Source organism: Variovorax durovernensis (assembly GCF_977011995.1).
The window spans coordinates 358,425-380,691 of sequence record NZ_CDRNCW010000001.1; the positions used below are offsets into that span (position 1 = coordinate 358,425).

Consider the following 22,267-nt stretch of genomic DNA (forward strand, 5'->3'; position numbering starts at 1 on the left):
TCGCGGGTCAGGATTCCATGGAACTCAACACCTCACTTTCTCTAAGGAGTGGGCAATCCCGTCGAATGCTCCTTCAGAAACGCTCCCGCTGTAGGCTAGGTCGTGCTGGAGGTTCAGCTTTCCTGGATTGTCAGCGTAGAAGCGAGCATGGGCTAAGTGGCAGTCGACGTGCCCCTGCGCGAACTGTTGCCCCACAGGCGGCCTGCCGAACAGATCCTGCGCTTTGAGCGGCACGTCAGGGACAGCCGTTCGGGCAACGTCATTGAAGCGTCTTTGGGCCTCTAGCGTCGCTAGGGAAAGTCGACTGACATCACGCACATCCCAAACTTGACCACTGTTCCAGAACGAGTCGAAGGAACGAGACATCTCGCCGACCACTGGTCCGCTCGCTAGAACGTCGACGTCGATGAAATTGGCGGCAACATCCTTCATGAAGTACTCGTTGCCGATGTTCCTGCCACCCGTTACAGAAAAGCTGTTGTCCGCTACCAGCAACTTGTTGTGCATGCGGTGGTTGATGCGCAGCAGTTCGAACATGGAAAAGGCCAGGCGCACCGGTAACGCAGAGGCTCGGGACGGAAGCGGATTGAAAATCCGAACCTCCACGTTAGGAAATGAGGCCAGTGCAGTGAAGATCTCGTCTTCGCCTCCAAGATAGAAGTCGTCAACGAGAAGCCTGACTCGCACACCGCGGGCGGCCGCGTCGCGAAGCTCCCTGAGCAGCATCAACCCCACATCGTCATTGCGGATCAGGTAGTACTGCATGTCGATCGTTCGTTCGGCATGCCGAATGAGTGCGACTCGGGCATCTAGCGCGAATGCGGCCTCTGCCAGGAGACGGAAGCCGGACATGCCCGATGAGTCCCCCGCGATTCTTCGGCAAGAAAGCTTGCCCAAAGTCGTTGCACCGGCGTCGTCTATGGCAAAGGTCACCGGCCGTGGCCGCGGTTCAGGAAGGGTGGCACATCCCCCCGCCAACAAAGCTGCCAGTGGTATGAGGACAACGGCAAGTCGCTTTGGGATCGTCAACATGGATGAGGGCATTGCTATCTGTGCACGCGGCCGCGATTCCCGCGGGCCGTTCGATTTGCCCCCGTGGTCTGCCTCAACGATTCCAGGGCACCACAGTCGCCGATACAACCACTGCTGGCACAGGAGGAGCGGACTTCAAGAATTTGCTTCTTTAATTCCTTCAGTTCAGTGATGCGCTCATCGATATGTCTACCGTGTTCAGCCAGCAATGTATCGACCTCCACGCAAGTTCGACCTGGATCATCTTGCAGCTTCAGCAGTGCCCGGATCTCATCGTGCGCCATGTCAAGTGAACGGCAGCGCAGTATGAATGACAGCCGCTTGATATGCTCTTCTCCATATGTGCGGTAGTTGTTCGCAGCACGCTCTGGTGCCTGCAAAAGACCTTCAGCCTCGTAGAAACGGATTGTCTCAACGGCAGCTCCAGTCCGGGTCGCTAGGTCGCCTATCTTCATGATCAATCACCTCGTTGCTTGACTCTGCATCCACTTCAGGGTTTGTAATCTTGCCATGAATGAAATGGCAACTGGGAAGGCCAGCAACTGCTGCGAATCGGCGGGATGCACTGCAGAACCGTCACAGGCTCCTCTGGGCACTTCCCTCAAATCCGGCATCACCATGCTTCTTGTACCAAGCATGTGTTGTGCCGCTGAATTTGGTGTGGTGGAGAAAGAAATCCGCCGGGTCGCCGGCGTCGTTGGCGTCTTGCCGGACTACCTTCGCCGCTCGGTTCGCATTGCGCACAAGGCTGTGCCCGAAGACGAGCTCGTTGCCGCCGCCGCGCGCTCGGGTTTCGAAGTCCATCTCGCTGGCGGCCAGGTCATGGCAAAAAAGGCGCTTGCTGCCGATGCCACGCCAGGAAGGTCTACCGTCACCATCCTGAAAGTGCCAAGTATGTGCTGCGCTGCAGAGTTCAACATGGTGGAAAAAGAACTGCGCCGGATCGCCGGCGTTGGTGCTCTCCTGCCGGACTACATCCGCCGGTCCGTCCGCGTCGAGCACACGGCCATACCGGAAAGTGAACTCGTTGCCGCAGCCTCGCGCTCGGGCTTTGAAGTGACACTCGGTGTGAACGGCACGCCCAGGGCGAAATCTGGTGGCCTCGGCGCCATTGCCGTGCGAGCGGTTGGCGCACCGATACCGATTGCCCCGATTGCCCCGATCGCGCCGAACGTCGCAGAACAGCCTGCAGCCAGTTCCGTGCTCGATCAGAGCGGGTCGGGACCTTCGATCTGGCAACGCCATTGGAGGCTGATCGTAGGGGGTGTACTGGCGCTGTCTGCAGAAGGGGTGGCGTTGATCCTTGGCGATCACTCGATCGGAGCCATCGTGCTCGCAGCGGCTGCGATCGCCTTGGCGGGGCTGGATACTTATCGCAAAGGAGTGATCGCGCTGCGTCACTTCAATCTGAACATCAACGCGTTGATGTCGGTGGCGGTGACAGGCGCGGCAATCCTGGGACAGTGGCCCGAGGCTGCCATGGTGATGGTCCTCTTCGCGATCGCCGAAATGATTGAGGAACGATCTCTGGATTGCGCCAGGCGCGCGGTCGAAAGCCTCATGACGATGGCACCGGAAACCGCGACCGTGCAAGTGAACTCGGTCTGGATCGAAGTTCTGGCCTCTTCGGTGGCCTTGAGTACGGTGGTCCGAGTTCGGCCTGGGGAGCGCATCGCGCTCGACGGCGTTGTGGTGTTGGGCGCTTCCGCCGTTGATCAGGCCGCAATCACCGGTGAAAGCGTGCCGGTCGACAGGGAAATCGGCGACAGCGTCTTCGCGGGGTCGATCAACCAAAACGGCGAGCTTCAGTACCGGGTGACGGCAGGCGCCAGCGATTCGACCTTGGCTCGAATAATCCGCGCGGTCCAGGAGGCACAAGCCACCCGAGCGCCCACACAGCGCTTCGTCGACGCATTCGCGAAGTACTACACGCCCGCGGTGTTTGCCCTCGCCCTGGCCATCGCAGTGATCCCACCGTTGGCAATGGGGGCCGAGTGGTTCACCTGGGTGTATCGGGCATTGGTTCTATTGGTCATCGCTTGTCCTTGCGCATTGGTTCTCTCAACGCCAATCTCAGTGGTGTCAGGACTGACTGCAGCGGCACGACGCGGCATCCTGGTGAAGGGAGGCCTGTACATGGAACAAGGCCACCGCCTGACGGTGCTGGCCCTCGACAAGACGGGAACACTGACGCAGGGCAAGCCCGCAGTCACCGATGTCGTTGCATTGCAGGGAACAGAAGTGGAAGTCCTGCTGCTTGCCGCAGCGCTGTCCGCAAGAAGCGATCACCCCGTTTCCAAAGCGATTGCAAGTCGCAACATGGCTGGCGAAGTGTTGCCCGAAGTCATGAAGTTCACGGCGCTGCAAGGTCGCGGAATCGAGGGTTTCATCGCAAATGTCCGATACCGCCTTGGCAATCATCGACTCGTTGAAGAGACCAACGCCAGCACGCCAGCTCTCGAGGCTGCCCTCGACACCCTAGAAAGACAAGGCAAGACGGCTGTCGTGCTCATGCGAGAGCATATGGCCGTCGGCGTTTTCGCAATCGCCGACAGGGTGCGCCCGGAAAGCGCCGAAGCTGTGCGTCAGCTGAAGCAACTTGGCATCCGACCAGTGATGCTTACCGGAGACAACCGCTACACGGCTGAGGCCATCGCGAAGCAAGTCGGTATCGAAGATGTCCGCAGCGAGCTCCTTCCCTGGGAAAAGCTCAAGGCGATCGAGGAGCTGCGGGCTCAAGGCATCGTGGTCGGCATGGTGGGCGACGGCATCAACGATGCGCCAGCCCTGGCGAAGTCCAACATCGGCTTTGCCATGGGTGCTGCCGGTACGGACACAGCGATAGAGACCGCGGACGTCGCGCTGATGGACGACGACCCGCGCAAGCTGGCCGAATTCGTGCGTTTGTCCCGGGCCACAAAGGCGGTGCTCTGGCAAAACATCATCTTTGCGCTCGGCATCAAGGTCGTGTTCCTGTCTCTTGCCGTCACCGGAGACGCGACGCTCTGGATGGCCGTGTTCGCCGACATGGGTGGCAGCCTTGCCGTGGTCTTCAACGGATTGCGGCTCTTGCGCAAATCCAGGTAGCACAGGTTGAGCGCGAACTCGTACTTCCTCGACACGCATAACAACTTGGGGTGTTGTCGCACATCAAGGGCTCAAAAGCGGATCGACAGTATTTGCTGCGCGATGAGATGCTAAAGAGTTCATGCAAGCGCCACAGCATTCGGTATTCACTTTTCATTAGAAGGCAATGTCCATGACTGACTCGAGCAAGCTCCGTTTGGATCTACCCCTGATCCTTCCCGACGTGGACGACGTCGAGGATCACTGCGTACAACGGCTGACAGAAGCGCTGGAGGGACGCCCTGGCATCTCCGAGGCTCACATCGTTCGAGATGCCAATCGACAGCCCCAGTTGTGCCTCCACTACGACCAGTCCGTCGTCTCCATAACCCGCTTGCGCGAGCTGGTCGGGTCGGTCGGCGCGCAGTTGAGCGAGCGGTTCTCTCACTTGACGATCAGGGCCGATGGCTCGCTTCATGCACGCGCGGCGCGCAGCATTGCCGCCGACCTGCGAAGTTTTCCAGGCGTCTTGGAAGCAGATGTGTCGGGCTCCGGCTCCGTTCGTATTGAATACGACCAGCAACTGGTGTCGGCAGAAACCTTGAGGGCGAAGGCTGCAGCGCTTGGGATCCGCGCCGCGGGTGCCGTCGCACCGCCGAAGGACGTCCCGCCGGACACTCTATCCCAGCCCTCTCGCTCCGGCGGCGAACCCACTGACCATACCAAGCATGACCACGCGGGCCACAAGCACAGCGGGCCTGACCACAGCGACCACGCGGATCATGCAAGCCATGATCACGGCAAGAAAGGTGCTGGCGGTCATGCAGGTCATGACCACTCCGAGGGTGGCCTCCTGGGAGAGAAGAGCGAACTGATCTTTGCCGCGCTCGCGGGCGTACTGTTGACCACAGGATGGCTGATCGAGCGCAGCGGCGCCGGACCTGTCTGGCTCCCTACGGCCACCTACATCGCTGCATATTTTTTCGGCGGCTTTTATACAGTCAAGGAAGCCTTTGAGAACCTGAAGGCGCGTCGTTTCGAGATTGATACGTTGATGCTGGTGGCGGCGCTGGGCGCCGCGGCGCTCGGCAAGTGGGCGGAAGGCGCCCTGCTGCTGTTCCTTTTCAGCCTGGGTCATTCGCTTGAGCACTATGCGATGGGACGAGCCCGAAAGGCCATCGAGGCACTTGCCAAACTCGCACCCGAGACGGCTACTGTGCGACGTGACAATGTTACCGAGGAGGTCGCTGTCGAACAACTGAAGGTCGGTGACGTGGTGGTCGTGCGGCCCAACGAGCGGCTGCCGGCCGATGGTGTCGTTGTGGTTGGGACGTCCAGCGTCAACCAGTCGCCCGTCACTGGCGAGAGCGTGCCGGTCGACAAGCGGCCAGTCGACGACATCAAAGCGGCGCTCGCGGCCTTTGATCGCGTTGCCCCGGAGCATCGGGTTTTCGCGGGCACGATCAACGGGTCGGGTGCCATCGAGGTGACAGTTGCTCGCCGTGCCGAACAATCCACGATGGCCCGCGTTGTCAAGATGGTGACCGAGGCGGAGGCACAACGCTCGCCGACGCAGCAATTTACCGAACGCTTCGAGCGCATCTTCGTCCCTGCCGTCCTAGCCTTGGTTGTCCTGCTGCTGTTCGCAGGCTTCGTGATCGATGAACCGTTTTCCGACACCTTCTATCGGGCGATGGCCGTTCTGGTCGCAGCAAGTCCGTGCGCATTGGCGATCTCCGTCCCCAGCGCCGTTCTCAGCGGCGTGGCACGCGCCGGCAGAGGCGGCGTCTTGGTCAAGGGAGGCGGCCCGCTGGAGAATCTCGGCACGCTGACGTCCATCGCTTTCGACAAGACTGGAACGCTGACCGAAGGCAAGCCCAAACTGACCGATGCCGTAGCAATGCAGGGCGCGACAGATGATGAACTGTTGGCTGTGGCGCTGGCCGTCGAAGAGCACAGCGACCATCCCCTGGCGACCGCCATCGTCTCCGGCGCGCGCGAACGTCTCGGTGATCGCGCGAAGGCGGTTGCTGTCTCCGACGTCAAAAGCATCACCGGGCGCGGCGTCCAAGCACAAGTCGACGGCGAGCTCGTATACATCGGAAAGCCGATCCTGTTTTCCGAACTGCCAGGCTCGTCACTGCCTCAGGACGTGAAGGAGGCAAACGACAAGCTGGTCGCTTCCGGTAGAACAACCATGGTCGTGCGCAAAGGTGAGCGTTACCTCGGGGTGATTGCCGTCATGGATACCCCACGCCCCGTGGCGGCGCAGGTCATGGCCGAGCTCCGAGCACTTGGCATCGAGCGGCTCATCATGATCTCCGGGGACAACCAGCAAGTCGCCGATGCGGTAGCCAAGAGTGTCGGTCTGACCGAGGCACAGGGCGACCTCATGCCGGAGCAGAAGGTGGACGCAATCAAGGCGCTTCGCAAGGAGCATGGCAAGGTTGCCATGGTCGGAGACGGTGTCAATGATGCGCCTGCGATGGCGAACTCCACAGTCGGTATCGCCATGGGTGCGGCGGGCTCAGACGTTGCGCTTGAAACCGCCGACGTCGCCCTGATGGCCGATGACTTGGCTCAGTTTGAGGTTGCCCCTGAAAAGTGGAGTTCTTAACCCTTGTTGAAAATACCGACAAGGAGTTCAGAGATGAGTGACAAGCAGGTGCGTGCGCAGTACACGCGAGAGTTCAAGCAGGAGGCTGTTCGGCAGGTCCGCTCGGGTCAGGCGATTGCGGTGGTGGCCAAGGTACTGGGCATCCCCAAAGCGAGCCTGGGCAACTGGGTGCGGCTGTCAGCCAAGGGAGAATTGGACGGTGCGGGCGGTGGTGACAAGAGCATCCAAGTCTCGCCCGAGCAGATGGAGATAGCCCGGTTGCGTGCAGAGAATGCTCGCCTTCGCATGGAGCGCGACATCGCAAAAAAAGCCGCGGCGTACTTCGCGCAGGACACGCTGCGAGGTACGCCTGGATTCACCAAATGAGAAAGCTGTACCCGGTGAATGTGTCCTGCGGGGTGCTGGAGGTCAGCGCCAGCGGGTACTTCAACTGGCTGCGCCGGCGTGATTCTGGCCACGGTAGACCTGCCAGGCGTCACAGCGACGAAGCCCTGCTGGCGTACATGCGCGCCATCCACGCCGAGGTGAAGGGGGAATACGGTTGGCCACGCATGCACAAGGAACTGCTGGCCCGGGGCATCCGAGTGGGCAAAGACCGGGTGCGCAAACTCATGCAGCAGCACGGCATCAGGGCCAAGACCAAACGCAAGTTCGTGGTGACCACCGATAGCCGCCACAGCCTGCCGGTGGCGCCCGACTTGGTACAGCGGCGCTTCAACCCCGAGGCGCCCAACCAGCTCTGGAGTGGCGATATCACCTACATCCAAACCGACGAGGGCTGGCTTTACCTGGCTGCGGTCATCGACCTGTTCAACCGTCAGGTGGTGGGTTGGAGCCTGCAGCCGCACATGCAGGCCAGCCTGGTCAAGGACGCGCTGGCCATGGCGTGGTGGCGCCGCAGGCCGCCTCCTGGGGTGATATTCCACAGCGACCGGGGCAGCCAGTATTGCAGCCATGAGTTCCAAGATGCCTTGAAGGGCTGGGGCATGCGTTCATCGATGAGCCGCAAAGGCAACTGCTGGGATAACGCACCGACCGAGAGCTTCTGGGGCCGGCTGAAAACAGCCAGCGTGCATGGGCACAAATTCGCTACCCGTGAGCAGGCCAGGCAGGCGGTGATGGACTGGATGGCCTTCTACAATCACCGCAGGCTGCATTCATCGCTGGACTACCTCAGCCCGATGCAGTACGAGCAGCGCTGGTACGAGGCACAGCGTAAAAAGGCCGCGTGAATCGTGGGTTAAGAGCTACACGAAACAGGGGCAAGGTCAGTTGCCGTTCGCAGTAGGGCTGTCGCGCAGCACGAGTCGAATCATCAAGCAGAACCTCTACGTGAGCCTGGGCTGTTGAGTTCCATGGAATCCTGACCCGCGATTTCCATCGAATATTGACCCACCCTCTTTGCGAGCCAGCCGGCTCACGGTGTGGATAAGTTCTTGGCTTTCTCCTTTTTAGGTTGGACTGCTTGAACGGGTTGAGCCGAGCTGTGCTTGAAGCGGAAGCTGTCGTTTCCGGTCTCCAGAATATGGCAGTGATGCGTGAGCCGGTCCAGCAACGCCGTCGTCATCTTCGCGTCGCCGAAGACGCTGGCCCACTCGCTGAAGCTCAAGTTGGTTGTGATCACCACGCTCGTGCGTTCGTAGAGTTTGGACAGCAGATGGAACAACAGCGCGCCACCTGATGCGCTGAACGGCAGGTAGCCCAGTTCATCGAGCACCACCATGTCCGCGTACATCAGTCGGTGCGCGATGTGGCCGGGATTGCCACTGGCCTTCTCTTGCTCGAGTGCGTTGACCAGTTCTACCGTCGAGAAGAAGCGCACCCGGCGGTGTTGGTGCTCGATGGCCTGCACGCCCAGCGCCGTGGCGATGTGGGTCTTGCCGGTGCCCGGACCGCCCACGAGCACCACGTTCTGCGCATCGTCCATGAACTCGCATCGGTGTAGCTGACGCACCAGCGCCTCGTTGACCTCGCTGTTGGCGAAGTCGAAGCCAGCGAGATCGCGATAGGCTGGGAAGCGAGCGAGCTTCAACTGGTAGGCCACCGAGCGTACCTCCCGCTCGGCTGTCTCTGCCTTTAGCAACTGCGAGAGCATCGGTTGGGCCGCCTCGAAGGCCGGCGATCCCTGCTCGGCCAGCTCCGCGACGGCCTGGGCCATGCCGTGCATCTTGAGTTCGCGCAGCATGATCACGATGGCGCCGCTGGCAGGGTCATGTCGCATGGCGCACCTCCTGGCTACTCGACTTGGAGTTCAGCGGCCCGCGCAGGCCGCCAGCAGCGCTGGCACGCCCCCGGAGCGTGTCGTAGCGCAGCACATCGGCCTTCGGCTCGTTCATCAGGCGCAGTGCCTGCGGTGCCGTGACAGGCGCCGGCGCAATGGGCTTGGCATCGAGCAGTCGGTGCAGCACATTCAGCACATGAGTCTTGCTGGCCACGCCGGCTTCCAGCGCCAGTTCGACCGCGGTCAGCACTGCCTGCTCGTCGTGGTGCAGCACCAGCGCCAGGATCTCCACCATCTCGCGGTCTCCGCCTGGCTGCTTCAGCAGCGCGGCCTGCAGCCGCCGGAAGCCCTGCGGCAGCTCGCTGAAGGGCGCTCCGTTCCTGAGCGCTCCTGGCTTGCGTTGCAGCACTGCCAGGTAGTGCCTCCAGTCGTAGACGGTCTGACCTGCGGTGTCGTGGCGACGGTCAATGATGCGCGTGTGCTCGCACACGATCTGGCCCTCGGCCGCCACGACGAGGCGTTCGGCGTACACGCGCAGGCTCACTGGCCGGTTCGCGTAGGAGGCCGGAACGCTGTAACGGTTGCGCTCGAAGTGCACCAGGCAGGTGGGCGAGACGCGCTTGGTGTGTTCCACGAAACCATCGAAGGGTCTGGGGATCTGCAACAGTAGTGGCCGTTCCTGCGCCCAGACATCGGCTACGGTCCCTGGCAGCTTGCCGTGGACGATCTCGCCCCACAGCGCCTTGCAGCGGTCCTCCAGCCAGTCGTTGAGCAGCGCCAGCGTGGCGAACGCCGGCACAGGTTGCCACAACCGGTGGCGCGCATCACGCACGTTCTTCTCGACCTGGCCCTTCTCCCAGCCCGAGGCCGGGTTGCAGAACTCGGCCTCGAACAGGTAGTGACTGACCATGGCGCTGAAGCGCGCGTTGATGTCGCGCTCCTTGCCGCGGCGTACCTTGTCCACGGCGGTCTTCATGTTGTCGTAGATGCCGCGCCGAGGCACGCCCCCGAGTACCTCGAAGGCCCGGTTGTGCGCATCGAACAGCATCTCGTGGGTCTGCAACAGGTAGGCGCGCACGATGAACGCACGGCTGTGGCTGAGCTTGAAGTGCGCCACCTGCAGCTTGGTGCGTTCACCAGCGATGACGGCCCAGTCCTCGCTCCAGTCGAACTGGAATGCCTCGCCGGGACCGAAGGCCAGAGGCACGAAGGTGCCGCGCCCGGTCGTCTGCTGGACCTCGTGGAGATGCGCATGCCACGCTCGTGCAAAGGCCGCCACGCGGTTGTAGGAGCCCTGGTAGCCCAGCGCCACCAGATCGGCGTGCATCTGCTTGAGCGTGCGCCGCTGCTTGCGTGACTTAGACGCCTCGCTCTTGAGCCAGCCGCCGAGCTTCTCGGCGAACGCGTCGAGCTTGCTCGGGCTGATGCGCTTCGCGTAGCTGGGCGCCGCCTCGCCCTCGCGAAGGTACTTGCGGATGGTGTTGCGAGACAAGCCCGTGCGCCGGGCTATCTCTCGGATGGACAGTTGCTCTCGCAGTGCCCAACGCCTGATGACACTCAGTGTCGCCACGTCAATCACTCCTGTGCTCCTGCTGCTAAAAGCAGCAGGTTAGGGTTATCACGTGGGTCAGATTTAGATGGAAATCACCGGGCCAAGTGGGTCACTTCTGGATGGAAATCAACAACCAAGTCCACGGCGCCAGCGCCGCCGGTCCTGGCCCTGGTGTCTAGGAACCGCGGCCCCGTGCAAACCAACTCGAAGTCGCTTCCACCCGCCGAAACATGCCAGCGAGTAGTACCAGGTTCCTTGATGGGGCGGAAGTTCGCGTCCTGCTTCGCGAAGTCAGCCAGGAGCGGCAGCAAGACGGCCGCGTGCAGCCCGCGCCAGCGCTCCAATCGAAAGTTATCCACAGCCTTCCGCGTCATGTGCCCCTCCCCGGACCCCTCCTGCTACTCATCTCTAACGAGACTGTCAGAGAACACATTCTGTTCTAACAGAGTGAACGCTCTCTAACGAAGCGCCCGGAGTCCTTGGGCAGGTCCGCGGGGGCCAGATTCACCACTATCTTCTTGTTGTTGGGGTATTCGAGCCCCGCGTTCTGGATGGCCGAGCGCACCCGTTCGCGGGCTTCCTTGACCTCGGTTTCCGCCAGGCCGACCAGCGTGAAGCTGGGCAGGCCGTTGGCCAGATGCACCTCGACCGTGACACTGGCCGCTTCCAGCCCCAGCAAGGCTCGGCCCTGCACCAAAGACAAACTCATTTCTCTCCCTGTCCCCAAGATGGTGCGTCCATCTTTGGTGTGTCCGCGGTGGTGCGAACCTGTTGAAAGCCGCAACCGCTCGAAACAAGCGTTGTAACGATTTCGCTCACAACGCGACGCCAGCGAGTCGCATGGGGCACAGGTATTTGTGCAGTTTGGCACGCTCCCTGCTTTGAGCCTCTCAGGTCCAACAACACACTTCACACGCGAGGAGTTTCCCGATGACGCACCGTACCGCCGCCAAGGCGATGATCGTTCTGGCCGCTGCATTGACCGCTTCGGGCGCAGCCCTGGCTCAGGCAACGACCGACGCAGCAGCAGCGCCCGCGCCCGCCCCGGATTTCACGGGCAACATCTCGCTGACCTCGAACTACAAGTTCCGCGGCCAGGACCAGGACATGATCGGCAAGAACGACTATGCCAAGACCAAGGGCTTCAAGCCCGCGATCCAGGGCGGCTTCGACTACGCCTTCGGCAGCAGCGGCTTCTACGTGGGCAACTGGAACTCCAGCGTCAACTGGCAGAAGGGCAACAGCATCGAGAGCGACCTCTACGGCGGTTACAAGTTCAAGGCCGGTCCGCTCGACATGGACGTGGGCGCGCTCACCTATATCTACCCGGGCAACTCGGCGGGCAACACCACCGAGCTGTACGTTGCCGGCACGTACGCCAACGAAACCTTCGGCTCGTTCACCGCCAAGTACTCGCACACCGTGTCGAAGGACTACTTCGGCTACGCCGGCAACAAGGCCGGCTCGGGCCTGAAGGGCACCAACACCGGCTACCTGAACCTGTCGTACAGCAAGGAAATCGTGCCCAAGGTCACGCTGAAGGCAGCCGTGGGCTACACCAACATGTCCAGCGACATCCGCAGCCTGGGCTACAAGAGCTACGTGGACTACAACGTGGGCGCGAGCTACGACTTCGGCAACGGCCTGTCGCTGACCGGCTCGGTGCAGGGCGCCAACAAGCAGAGCTCGTACCTCGCGGTGTCCAACCCCGGCGTCGACCTCGGCTTCGGCCCCATCGGCCAGACCACCTACTCGCCGAACAAGGCGCGCTTCATCCTCACGCTGACGAAGACGCTGTAAGCAGCAGAACAACGAGGTGCGGCCCAAGCTGCCGCATCGTTTCATTTCCATCCAAAGGAGAAAACTCATGAAGCTGGTCACAGCCATCATCAAACCGTTCAAGCTCGACGAGGTGCGCGAAGCACTGTCGGCCATCGGCGTGCAGGGGATCACCGTCACCGAGGTGAAGGGCTTCGGACGCCAGAAGGGCCACACCGAGCTCTATCGCGGCGCGGAGTACGTGGTCGACTTCCTGCCCAAGGTCAAGATCGAAGCGGCCGTCTCCGACGACCTCGTCGATCGCGTGATCGAAGCCGTCGAAGGCGCCGCCCGCACCGGCAAGATCGGTGACGGCAAGATTTTTGTCTACAACCTCGAGCAGGTCGTTCGCATCCGCACCGGCGAAACGGGCCGCGAAGCCCTCTGATCGAGTCCAGGCCCGAAAGAACAACGATTATGAAAAAACTGCTTGTCTCTCTTGCGCTCGGCTTGAGCGTGCTCGCCGCCGGTACCTCCGGCTTCGCACAGACCCCGGCAACGCCCGCTGCCGAGGCACCGGCCGCAACGGCTCCCGCAGCGGCAGCGCCCGCTGCGGCTCCGGCGGCCGATGCAGCTGCGGCACCGGCCGCTGCTGCGCCTGCAGCCGCACCCGCCGCTGCACCGGCTCCGAAGATCGACTCCGGCGACACCGCCTGGATGCTGACTTCGACCCTCCTCGTGATCCTGATGACCATCCCCGGCCTCGCGCTGTTCTACGGCGGCCTGGGCCGTTCGAAGAACATGCTGTCGGTGCTGATGCAGGTCTTCGTGATCTTCTCGCTCATCAGCATCCTGTGGGCCATCTACGGCTACAGCCTGGCCTTCTCGGGTGACGGAAACTTCTTCGGCACCTTCGACAAGATCTTCATGAAGGGCATCACGCAGGAAACCTTCGGTGCGCTTACCACCATTCCTGAATACGTGTTCGTCGCCTTCCAGGGCACCTTCGCGGCCATCACCGTGGCGCTGATCGTCGGCGCCTTCGCGGAACGTGCCAAGTTCTCGGCCGTGCTGCTGTTCTCGGTGCTGTGGTTCACCTTCAGCTACGTGCCGATCGCCCACATCGTGTGGGGCGGCGGCCTGCTGGGCAAGGACGGCGCGCTGGACTTCGCCGGCGGCACCGTGGTGCACATCAACGCCGGTGTGGCCGGTCTCGTGGGTGCCTACATGGTCGGCAAGCGCGTCGGCTACGGCAAGGAAGCGTTCACGCCTCACTCGCTCACGCTCACCATGGTCGGCGCTTCGCTGCTGTGGGTCGGCTGGTTCGGCTTCAACGCCGGCTCGGCTGGTGCCGCCAACGCCCTGGCCGGCCTGGCCTTCATCAACACGGTGCTCGCCACCGCTGCCGCCGCGCTGTCGTGGATCCTGGGCGAGAGCCTGCACAAGGGCAAGGCCTCGATGCTGGGCGCTGCGTCCGGTGCCGTTGCCGGCCTCGTGGCTGTGACGCCCGCCGCCGGTTTCGTCGGCCCGATGGGTTCGATCGTGCTGGGCCTGCTGGCCGGCCTGGTCTGCCTGTGGGGCGTGGGCGGCCTGAAGCGCATGTTGGGTGCGGACGACGCGTTCGACGTGTTCGGCGTGCACGGCGTGGGCGGTATCCTGGGTGCCATCCTGACCGGCGTGTTCGCTGCCAAGGGCCTCGGCGGCACCGGCGGCGCGACGCCCGATACCTTCTCGATGGGCGCGCAAGTCTGGATCCAGATCAAGAGCGTGGCGCTCACGGTCGTGTGGTCCGGCGTGGTGGCCTTCATCGCCTACAAGATCGCCGACCTGACCCTCGGCCTGCGTGTGTCGGAAGAAGAAGAGCGCGAAGGCCTCGACATCTCCTCGCACGGCGAGACCGCATACAACAGGTAAACCCCCAATGCCCCCTTGCAGGGGGCAGCACCTGCGGCCCGGCGGAGCCGGTTCCGCGGTGCTCCTGAATTGAAGAACGAGTTTTTCAAGCGAGGTCTCCTTTGGATGTTCAGCCCGCAAGCGCTCCGGCGCCGGCGGGCTTTTTTTTGCCCGTCGGCGCAATGGGCGGGAGCACAATCGGCCCACCATGTGGACCTCCATCGAAGACAGCCTCTGCGAGCTCGGCGAATCGCCGTTCTGGCACCCCCAGGAACGATCGCTCTACTGGCTCGACATTCCCGGCCGCACCGTGCTGCGAACGCGCGGCGACATCGGCACGACGGGTGCCACGGTCGAGCGCTGGGCGCTGCCCACGGAGCCCGGCTGCATGGCACCGGCGCGGCGCGGCGGCCTCGTCATTGCGCTGCGCGACGGCATCTACCGCGCGCGCGAATGGGGCGGCGAGCTGGTCGCGATGGCGCGCGTGGAGCACGACGTGCGCACCATGCGCTTCAACGACGGCAAGTGCGACGCGCTGGGCCGCTTCTGGGGCGGCTCGCTCAACGAGGCCAAGGACCGGCCCAACGCCGCGCTGTACTGCCTCGACGCGCGCAGCGACACGGGCATCTCGCCCACCATCACGCAGATGGCGAACCAGGCCACCACCGCCAACGGCCTCGCCTTCTCGCCCGACGCCCGCACCCTCTACTGGGCCGACACCGCGGCGCACGTGGTGCACGCATGGGACTGGGACGCCGAGGCCAATTCGCTCTCGCACGCCCGCGTGTTCCAGCAGTTCGACGCCAAGCCCGAAGGCTGGACGCCCGCGTCGCCGCTGCACTATGACGGCCGCCCCGACGGCGCCACCATCGATGCGCAGGGCCACTACTGGGTGGCCATGTTCGAAGGCGCGCAGCTGCTGCGCTTTTCGCCCTCGGGAGAACGCGTGGCGGCCGTTGCGGTGCCGGTGCAGTGCCCGACCATGCCCTGCTTCGGCGGCGACGACCTGAAAACCCTGTTCGTCACCAGCGCCCGCAAGGGCCGGCCCGCCGACGAGATCGCGCAGCGCCCGGCCTCGGGCACGGTGATCGCGATGCGGGTCGACACGCCGGGCCTGCCGGTGAGCTTCTTCGAAGACTGAAGGCCGACGAGGGCTCCCAGGCGCGCATGGCCCTGCAGCACATCCCGCCCATCCAGTGCCTGCTGACCTTCGAGGCCGTGGCGCGGCTGCGGCATGCGGGCCGCGCGGCCGACGAGCTGTGCGTCACGCCAAGCGCGGTGAGCCACCGCATTCGCCAGCTCGAGGCGCACGTGGGCTTCAAGCTGTTCGGGCGCAGCGACTTCAGCCTCACGGCCGACGGCGCGGCGTATCTTGCGAACGTGCGCACCGGGCTTGCCGCACTGCAGGCCACGCCGTTGGGCGCAGGCGCGGCCCAGCGCGCGACGCGCCTGCGCATCGCCGTCACGCCGACCTTCAGCCGCCAGTTCCTGATGCCCCGGCTCGAGCTGTTTCGCAACATCTACCCCGACATCGAGCTGGTGCTGCAGGTGTCGATTCCTTTGCTCGACGTGACGGCAGAGCAGGCCGACCTTGAAGTGCGCTACGGCCCCGGCGGCTACGCCGACTGCGAGCACCGCCTCGTGCTCGAGGAGCAGGTGGTGCCCGCCTGCAGCCCGAGCTACCTCAACGAATTCGGTCCGTTCCATGGCTTCCGCAGCGAGGCGGAAATCGCGAGCGCGCGGCTGATCCGCAGCCCGCTAGAACCGTGGGGCACCTGGTTCGCGAGCTGCGGGCTCGACCAGCCAGAGCCGCACGTCGGCTCGCAGTTCAACGACCTGGGGCTGGTGTACGACGCCGCCGCCAGCGGCTTCGGCGTGGCGCTGGTGCGGCAGAAGATGGGCGCGGCGTGGTTCGAGTCGGGGCGGCTGGTGGCGCTGTCCGACCAGGCGGTGGCGTCGCCGCACCGGCATTACATCTGCTGGCAGCCGGGCACGCTGGAGCGCTGGGAGTGCGCGGCCTTTGCCGACTGGCTCGAGCAGAGCCTGCGCTGACGACGCCGGCAAAGTTCTCTCAAGCACCCGGCAAAAATCCATCAACCCGGGGCTGCCGGAATGTCCGTAGAGTGCGGTACACCCGAGACATCCGCGAACAGAAGAAAAGAGGCCCGCCGATGAACGCGCCGCTCACTCCCACGCAACAAGATTCGCTACAGAAAACAGAGCGCCAGTCCCAGGTGGTCCGTGCGCTGCAGGCACACCTGCCAGCCCACGCGCTGATCTGGCACGCCGAAGACACCACGCCGTACGAGTGCGACGGCCTCACCGCCTACCGTGCCCGTCCGCTGGTGGTGGCCCTGCCCGAGACCGAGGCGCAGGTGGCCGCCGTGCTCAAGGCCTGCCACCAGCTCGGCGTGCCCGTGGTGGCCCGAGGCGCGGGAACCGGGCTGTCGGGCGGTGCCATGCCGCACACCATGGGCGTGACGATGTCGCTCGCCAAGTTCAACCGCATCCTGAAGATCGACCCGGTGAGCCGCACGGCGGTGGTTCAGTGCGGCGTGCGCAACCTGGCCATCAGCGAGGCCGCCGCGCCTTTCAACCTTTACTACGCGCCCGATCCGTCGAGCCAGATCGCCTGCACCATCGGCGGCAACGTGGCCGAGAACTCGGGCGGCGTGCACTGCCTCAAGTACGGCCTGACGCTGCACAACGTGCTGCGCGTGCGCGGCTTCACCGCCGAGGGCGAGCCCATCGAGTTCGGCGGGGAGGCGCTCGATGCACCGGGGCTCGACCTGCTCGCGCTGGTCATCGGCAGCGAAGGCATGCTGGCCGTGACCACCGAGGTCACCGTCAAGCTGGTGCCCAAGCCGCAGCTCGCGCGCTGCATCATGGCCAGCTTCGACGACGTGCGAAAGGCCGGCGACGCGGTGGCCGCGGTGATTGCGGCCGGCATCATCCCGGCCGGGCTGGAGATGATGGACAAGCCCATGACCGCCGCCGTGGAAGACTTCGTGCGCGCGGGCTACGACCTCGATGCCGCCGCCATCCTGCTGTGCGAATCGGACGGCACGCCCGAAGAGGTGGAAGAAGAAATCGGCCGCATGATCGCCGTGCTGCGCGGCTGTGGCGCCACTGCCATCACGTGCAGCAACAGCGAAGAAGAGCGCATGAAGTTCTGGAGCGGGCGCAAGAACGCGTTTCCCGCATCGGGCCGCATCAGCCCGGACTACATGTGCCTCGACTCGACGATTCCGCGCAAGCGGCTCGCGGACATTCTTCTGGCCATTCAGGAGATGGAGAAAAAATACAACCTGCGCTGCTGCAACGTGTTCCACGCGGGCGATGGCAACCTGCACCCGCTTGTGCTGTTCGACGCCAACGACCCCGACGAGCTGCACCGCTGCGAGCTCTTCGGCGCGGACATCCTGGAGACCAGCGTCGCTATGGGCGGCACGGTGTCGGGCGAGCATGGCGTGGGCGTGGAGAAGCTCAACAGCATGTGCGTGCAGTTCACCGCAGCGGAGAACGAGCAGATGTTCGGGGTGAAGCGTGCTTTCGATCCCGAGGGGATGCTGAACCCCGGGAAGGTAATTCCCACGCTGCAGCGCTGCGCCGAGTACGGCAAGCAGGTGGTGCGGGGGGGAAGTTGTCGCATCCGGATTTGCCGAGGTTCTGATGAACGGTTGCTTCCCTGTTTTGTGCGGTGAGGTTCGTTCGGAGCGCGATCACGCCGACGGGGGACATTCGCGGAGGGAAGTACCCGGTGGCCTGTGCACGCCCCCCGAACAACAACATCAAAGAGAACAAGCCCGATGAGCATCGACACCGCACTCCACCAGATAGCCGAGCGCATTCGTGCCGCGGCTGCAGACGCCAAGCCCCTGTGCATTTGCGGCGGTGGCACGAAGGACTTCTACGGCGAGACACCGCAAGGCGAAGTGCTGAGTACTGCTGGCCTCACCGGCATCACGAGCTATGAACCGAGCGAACTGGTCGTCACCGTGCGCGCCGGCACGCCGCTCGCCGAGCTCGAAGCGGCGCTCGCCGAAAAAGGCCAGTGCCTGCCGTTCGAACCGCCGTGCTTCGGCGACAACGGAACCGTCGGCGGCATGGTCGCGGCGGGGCTCAGCGGGCCTGCGCGAGCCAGCGTGGGTGCAGTGCGCGACTACGTGCTCGGCGCCACGCTCGTCAACGGACGCGGCGAGGTGCTGAGCTTCGGTGGGCAGGTGATGAAGAACGTCGCGGGCTACGACGTGTCGCGCGTGCTCGCGGGCTCGCTCGGCACGCTGGGCGTGATCGCCGAGGTGAGCCTCAAGGTGCTGCCGGTTCCGCCGGCCGAGGCTACGCTCGAATTCGCCTGCGGCCAGGCCGATGCGCTGCGGCTGCTCAACGAATGGGGCGGCCGGCCGCTGCCGCTGAATGCGAGCTGCTGGTTCGAATACGCCGGTGCGGGCGCGCTGTACCTGCGGCTGCGCGGCGCTGTCGCTGCCGTGGAGGCCGCATGCGCGCATCTGGGCGGCGAGCGCAAGGACAACATGCGCGCTGCCGCCGACTGGCAGTCGCTGCGCGACCAGCAGCTGCCGTGGTTTTCCACCGACGAAGGCGGCGATGCGCTGTGGCGCCTCAGCGTGCCGCAGACCGCGCCCGTGCTGGCGCTCGACGGCACCGCCGCGCCGCTGGTCGAGTGGCATGGCGGGCAGCGCTGGTACAAGGCGCCGCCCGGGCAGGCCTCGCGCATCCGCGAGATCGCACGCGCGGCGGGCGGCCATGCCACGCTGTTTCGCCTGCCCGCTGCGGGCGCGCCGGGCCACGGCGTGCCGCGCTTCGACAGCATGAGCGCGCCCATCGAACGCATCCACCGCGCGCTGATGCGCGAGTTCGATCCGCACGGCCTCTTCAATCGCGGCCGCCTGCTCGCGCCCACCTGAGCAAAACAAGAACGACCATGCAAACCGAACTCGCCCCCGAATTCCGTGGCACCGACGAAGGCCGCGAAGCGGAAGCCATCCTGCGCAAATGCGTGCACTGCGGCTTCTGTACGGCCACCTGCCCGACCTACCAGTTGCTCGGCGACGAACTGGATGGCCCGCGTGGCCGCATCTACCTCATCAAGCAGGTGCTCGAAGGCAAGGCGCCGACGCGCAGCACGCAGCTGCATCTCGACCGCTGCCTCACCTGCCGCAACTGCGAGAGCACCTGCCCGAGCGGCGTGCAGTACGGCCACCTCGTCGACATCGGCCGCAGGATCGTCGACGAGAAAGTGCCGCGCCCCGCAACCGAATCGGCGAAGCGCTGGCTGTTGAAGGAAGGCTTGCCGTCGCCGCTCTTCGGCCCCGCGATGAAGCTCGGCCAGGCGGTGCGCGGCCTGCTGCCCGAGGCCCTGAAGGCCAAGGTGCCCGCGAAACAGGAGGCCGGCGCCTGGCCCACCGCCACGCATGCGCGCAAGGTGCTGATGCTCGCGGGCTGCGTGCAGCCGTCGATGATGCCGAACATCAACAGCGCCACCGCGCGCGTGCTCGACGCGGCCGGCATCCAGGCGGTGATCGCGCCCGAGGCCGGCTGCTGCGGCGCGGTGAAGTTCCATCTGAACGACCAGGATGGCGGCAAGGCGCAGATGCGCGCCAACATCGACGCCTGGTGGCCTTTCGTGGAGCGCAACGAGGTCGAGGCCATCGTCATGAACGCATCGGGCTGCGGCGTCACCGTGCGCGAGTACGGCCACATCCTCCAGCACGACGCGGCCTACGCGCTGAAGGCTGCGCGCATCAGCGAACTCACGCGCGACCTGAGCGAACTGCTGCCCGACCTCGTGCCCTTGCTAAAGGCCCGCGTGAAGGCGCCTGCGGGCGTGGTGGCCTATCACCCGCCCTGCACGCTGCAGCACGGCCAGAAGCTGCGCGGCGGCGTCGAGACGCAGCTGCGCGCGCTGGGCTTCGACATGCGCGTGGCCATGAACGAATCGCACCTGTGCTGCGGCTCGGCCGGCACCTATTCGGTGTTGCAGCCCGAGCTGGCCTATCCGCTGCGCGACCGCAAGCTCGGGCACCTGAAACAGCTGCAGCCGAGCGTCATCGCCTCGGCCAACATCGGCTGCATCACGCACCTCCAAAGCGGCAGCGGTGACACGCCGGTGCGGCACTGGATCGAGCTGCTGGACGCCGCGCTGGACGCGGCCTGATCGCACAGCAGGGGAGGGCGCGGTCCGACTCGCGCGAAAGCCGTTGGGGGCGCATCATGACGGCACCGAATTCGCAAGGAGCCAGTGCCATGTCCCATGTTTCCGCCCCCCTCGTTTCTTCCAGGCTGCTGCGGCGCATGCTGCTCGCAGGCATCTGCGCGGCCGGCGCCGTGGCGGCGCAGGCACAGGGCGCCATGCCGGCGTGGCAGGGCGCGGGCTCGGCGCGCTATGTGTGCGGCGGCATCGGCTCGGACGAATCCCAAGCCATGCGCGCCGCCATGAAGGAGCATCCGCTGGCGCTGCTGTTCGCACGCGCCGACGGCGCCTACCTGGCGAATGTGGAAGTCACGATCAAGGGCGGCGATGCCAACAACGCCGCGGCGCTGGCGTTCCGCGCCAACGGCCCGGTCTGCCTGGTCGACGTGCCCGCCGGTCGCTATGTCATCGATGCATCCACGGCCGGTGGCGCCGCGAAGTCCCAGACAGTGACGGTGGGCGGCGGCTCCAAGACCGCCGACTTCCGCTTCTGACGCATTGCGGCCGGGTCAGCCCGCTGCCGCCAATGCCGCTTCCACGTCGCGCGTGAGGGAAGCCGGCGTGTCGAGCGGCGCGTAGCGCTTGAGCACAGTTCCGTCGCGCCCGACCAGGAACTTGGTGAAGTTCCATTTGATGGCCGTGCTGCCCAGCAGGCCCGGCTTTTCCTTGGTGAGCCACTGGTACAGCGGTGCGGCATTGCTGCCGTTGACGTCGATCTTCTCCATCATCGGAAAGCTCACGCCATAGTTCTTTGTGCAGAAGGCGCCGATTTCTTCGTTGCTGCCCGGGTCCTGCGAGCCGAACTGGTTCGACGGAAAACCCAGCACCGTGAGCCCCTGGTCCGCGTACTTCTCGTGCAGCGCCTCGAGGCCGGCGAACTGCGGCGTGAAGCCGCATTTGCTGGCCGTGTTCACGATCAGCAGCACCTTGCCCCTGTAGGCAGAGAGCTTCACCGGCTTGCCGTCGATCTGGTTGGCCTCGAAGTCGTAGATGCTGGTCATGCGGTTTTTCCTCAGGTGGGAGCGGGAGCGCGATCATCGCGCGGCACAGGCGTTCGTGCAAACGCCGACCAGAGGGCGCCCAGCACGATCAGCGCACCGCCCGTCAGGATGCGCGAGTCCAGCGTGGCCGCGCCGAGCGCCACCGACGAGACGCTCGCGAACAGCACTTCCGACAGCATGATCACGGAGGTCGCGCTGGCAGCCAGCCTCGACGCGCCATATTGCAGGCACACGTTGGCAACGATGAAGCCCGTGCCCAGCAGTGCGGCCCAGCCGAGCCAGCCGGGCGACGCCAGCATCGGCGAATCGATGGCGCCGAAGGCCGTGCCCGCCAGCGCTGCGACGCCTGCCACCGCGGAGCAGCCGCAGAACATGGCAAGCGCGCGCGATTCGCCCGGTGCCGCGCGCAGGCGGCGCAGCACGATGTTGGTCACCGCGAAGCTGAAGCCGGCGCCCACGCCCAGCCAGTCGGGCAGGCTCGACGGCACCGGCCAGTCGGTGCCCGGCGCCTTCAGCACAACGACCACGCCGGTGAGCGCCAGCGCCACCCGCGCCAGCGCGCCGCCCGTGGGCCGTTCGCCCAGCAGCAGCCAGCCCAGCAGCACGCTCCACAGCGGCATCAGATTGAACAGCAGCACCACGCGCACCACGTCGCCCTGCGTCACCGCCCAGTTGAAGCCCACGTTGGTGAGCCCGGCCGCCAGCCCCAGCAGCACCAGCCCCGGAAAAGCCGCGAAGCTCCGCCAGGCGTGGCGTCGCACGAGGCCCATCACGACCGCGATGGCCAGGTAGATCAGGCAGGTGGTCCACAGCGGATGCAGCCCATGGCCGGCCATCTGGCGGAACGGAAACCAGGCAACGCCCCAGACGAAGGCGTTGAACATCAGTGCAAGGGCTGGCATGACGGCGCGTATTT

17 protein-coding genes and 2 pseudogenes are annotated in these 22,267 nt (G+C 64.6%); 12 read left to right on the forward strand and 7 right to left on the reverse strand.

Translation table 11 applies throughout. From position 1 onward, the window contains the following. Window positions 1-24 precede the first annotated feature (24 nt). A complete protein-coding gene (locus tag ACWV14_RS01650) occupies window positions 25-1,032 on the reverse strand; it encodes a phospholipase D-like domain-containing protein (protein WP_454902116.1) in 1,008 nt (335 codons plus the stop codon). Between the two features lie 14 nt (window positions 1,033-1,046). Continuing rightward, on the reverse strand, window positions 1,047-1,487 hold the full coding sequence (gene cadR, locus ACWV14_RS01655) for a Cd(II)/Pb(II)-responsive transcriptional regulator (protein WP_454902118.1): 441 nt from the start codon (window positions 1,485-1,487) through the stop codon (window positions 1,047-1,049). Window positions 1,488-1,542: 55 nt separating this feature from the next. Between cadR and ACWV14_RS01660 the strand changes: the two genes are divergently transcribed. The 3 genes from ACWV14_RS01660 to ACWV14_RS01670 all read left to right on the forward strand — a co-directional run bounded on the left by ACWV14_RS01660 (window position 1,543) and on the right by ACWV14_RS01670 (window position 7,947). Beyond that, complete coding sequence (locus tag ACWV14_RS01660; protein WP_454902120.1) at window positions 1,543-4,119, forward strand: heavy metal translocating P-type ATPase; 2,577 nt, start codon at window positions 1,543-1,545, stop codon at window positions 4,117-4,119. Window positions 4,120-4,291: 172 nt separating this feature from the next. Next, a complete protein-coding gene (locus tag ACWV14_RS01665) occupies window positions 4,292-6,715 on the forward strand; it encodes a heavy metal translocating P-type ATPase (protein ID WP_454902121.1) in 2,424 nt (807 codons plus the stop codon). A gap of 33 nt (window positions 6,716-6,748) precedes the next feature. Further along, a protein-coding gene (locus tag ACWV14_RS01670; RefSeq protein WP_454902123.1) for an IS3 family transposase occupies window positions 6,749-7,947 on the forward strand; the annotation gives its coding sequence in 2 pieces (ribosomal slippage) (window positions 6,749-7,016 and window positions 7,016-7,947; 1,200 coding nt in all). A 185-nt stretch (window positions 7,948-8,132) separates the two neighbouring features. On the opposite strand, the gene istB is transcribed toward ACWV14_RS01670, so the two are convergent. From istB to ACWV14_RS01685, 3 genes and pseudogenes are all read right to left on the reverse strand, one after another. Further along, window positions 8,133-8,936 (reverse strand): IS21-like element helper ATPase IstB, encoded by an 804-nt coding sequence (istB, locus tag ACWV14_RS01675; RefSeq protein WP_454901618.1) that lies wholly within the window; start codon window positions 8,934-8,936, stop codon window positions 8,133-8,135. Continuing rightward, complete coding sequence (gene istA, locus ACWV14_RS01680; RefSeq protein ID WP_454901620.1) at window positions 8,926-10,515, reverse strand: IS21 family transposase; 1,590 nt, start codon at window positions 10,513-10,515, stop codon at window positions 8,926-8,928. The genes istB and istA overlap by 11 nt, the downstream gene beginning before the upstream one ends. Window positions 10,516-10,951: 436 nt before the next feature. Next, window positions 10,952-11,197: pseudogene (locus ACWV14_RS01685) on the reverse strand (magnesium chelatase domain-containing protein); the annotation flags it as partial. A gap of 221 nt (window positions 11,198-11,418) precedes the next feature. On the opposite strand from ACWV14_RS01685, the gene ACWV14_RS01690 reads away from it, so the two are divergent. The 9 genes and pseudogenes from ACWV14_RS01690 to ACWV14_RS01730 all read left to right on the forward strand — a co-directional run bounded on the left by ACWV14_RS01690 (window position 11,419) and on the right by ACWV14_RS01730 (window position 20,844). Continuing rightward, window positions 11,419-12,288: a TorF family putative porin gene (locus ACWV14_RS01690; protein ID WP_454902124.1), complete on the forward strand. Its 870-nt coding sequence runs from the start codon at window positions 11,419-11,421 to the stop codon at window positions 12,286-12,288. 67 nt (window positions 12,289-12,355) lie between these two features. Then, window positions 12,356-12,694, forward strand: coding sequence for a P-II family nitrogen regulator (gene glnK / locus ACWV14_RS01695; RefSeq protein WP_007833403.1), 339 nt, complete (start codon window positions 12,356-12,358; stop codon window positions 12,692-12,694). A 29-nt stretch (window positions 12,695-12,723) separates the two neighbouring features. Then, window positions 12,724-14,160, forward strand: a complete 1,437-nt coding sequence (locus ACWV14_RS01700; protein WP_454902128.1) for an ammonium transporter — start codon at window positions 12,724-12,726, stop codon at window positions 14,158-14,160. Window positions 14,161-14,347: 187 nt separating this feature from the next. Next, entirely contained in the window at window positions 14,348-15,280 is a 933-nt protein-coding gene (locus ACWV14_RS01705) for an SMP-30/gluconolactonase/LRE family protein (RefSeq protein WP_454902130.1), read from the forward strand. A 26-nt stretch (window positions 15,281-15,306) separates the two neighbouring features. Further along, window positions 15,307-16,191: a LysR substrate-binding domain-containing protein gene (locus ACWV14_RS01710; protein WP_454902132.1), complete on the forward strand. Its 885-nt coding sequence runs from the start codon at window positions 15,307-15,309 to the stop codon at window positions 16,189-16,191. A gap of 119 nt (window positions 16,192-16,310) precedes the next feature. Continuing rightward, window positions 16,311-17,812 (forward strand): annotated as a pseudogene (locus tag ACWV14_RS01715) (FAD-linked oxidase C-terminal domain-containing protein). Window positions 17,813-17,948: 136 nt separating this feature from the next. Further along, on the forward strand, window positions 17,949-19,064 hold the full coding sequence (gene glcE, locus ACWV14_RS01720) for a glycolate oxidase subunit GlcE (protein WP_454902134.1): 1,116 nt from the start codon (window positions 17,949-17,951) through the stop codon (window positions 19,062-19,064). A gap of 17 nt (window positions 19,065-19,081) precedes the next feature. Further along, window positions 19,082-20,314 (forward strand): glycolate oxidase subunit GlcF, encoded by a 1,233-nt coding sequence (gene glcF, locus ACWV14_RS01725; protein ID WP_454902136.1) that lies wholly within the window; start codon window positions 19,082-19,084, stop codon window positions 20,312-20,314. An 89-nt stretch (window positions 20,315-20,403) separates the two neighbouring features. Further along, the gene (locus ACWV14_RS01730) at window positions 20,404-20,844 is read left to right on the forward strand and encodes a carboxypeptidase regulatory-like domain-containing protein (RefSeq protein WP_454902138.1); all 441 of its coding nucleotides are present in this window, start codon (window positions 20,404-20,406) and stop codon (window positions 20,842-20,844) included. 15 nt (window positions 20,845-20,859) lie between these two features. Here ACWV14_RS01730 and ACWV14_RS01735 read toward each other — a convergent pair whose 3' ends face one another. Together ACWV14_RS01735 and ACWV14_RS01740 are read right to left on the reverse strand one after the other, a co-directional pair. Then, on the reverse strand, window positions 20,860-21,351 hold the full coding sequence (locus ACWV14_RS01735; protein WP_454902140.1) for a glutathione peroxidase: 492 nt from the start codon (window positions 21,349-21,351) through the stop codon (window positions 20,860-20,862). 11 nt (window positions 21,352-21,362) lie between these two features. Further along, window positions 21,363-22,253, reverse strand: coding sequence for a DMT family transporter (locus tag ACWV14_RS01740; protein WP_454902142.1), 891 nt, complete (start codon window positions 22,251-22,253; stop codon window positions 21,363-21,365). Window positions 22,254-22,267: the final 14 nt, after the last annotated feature.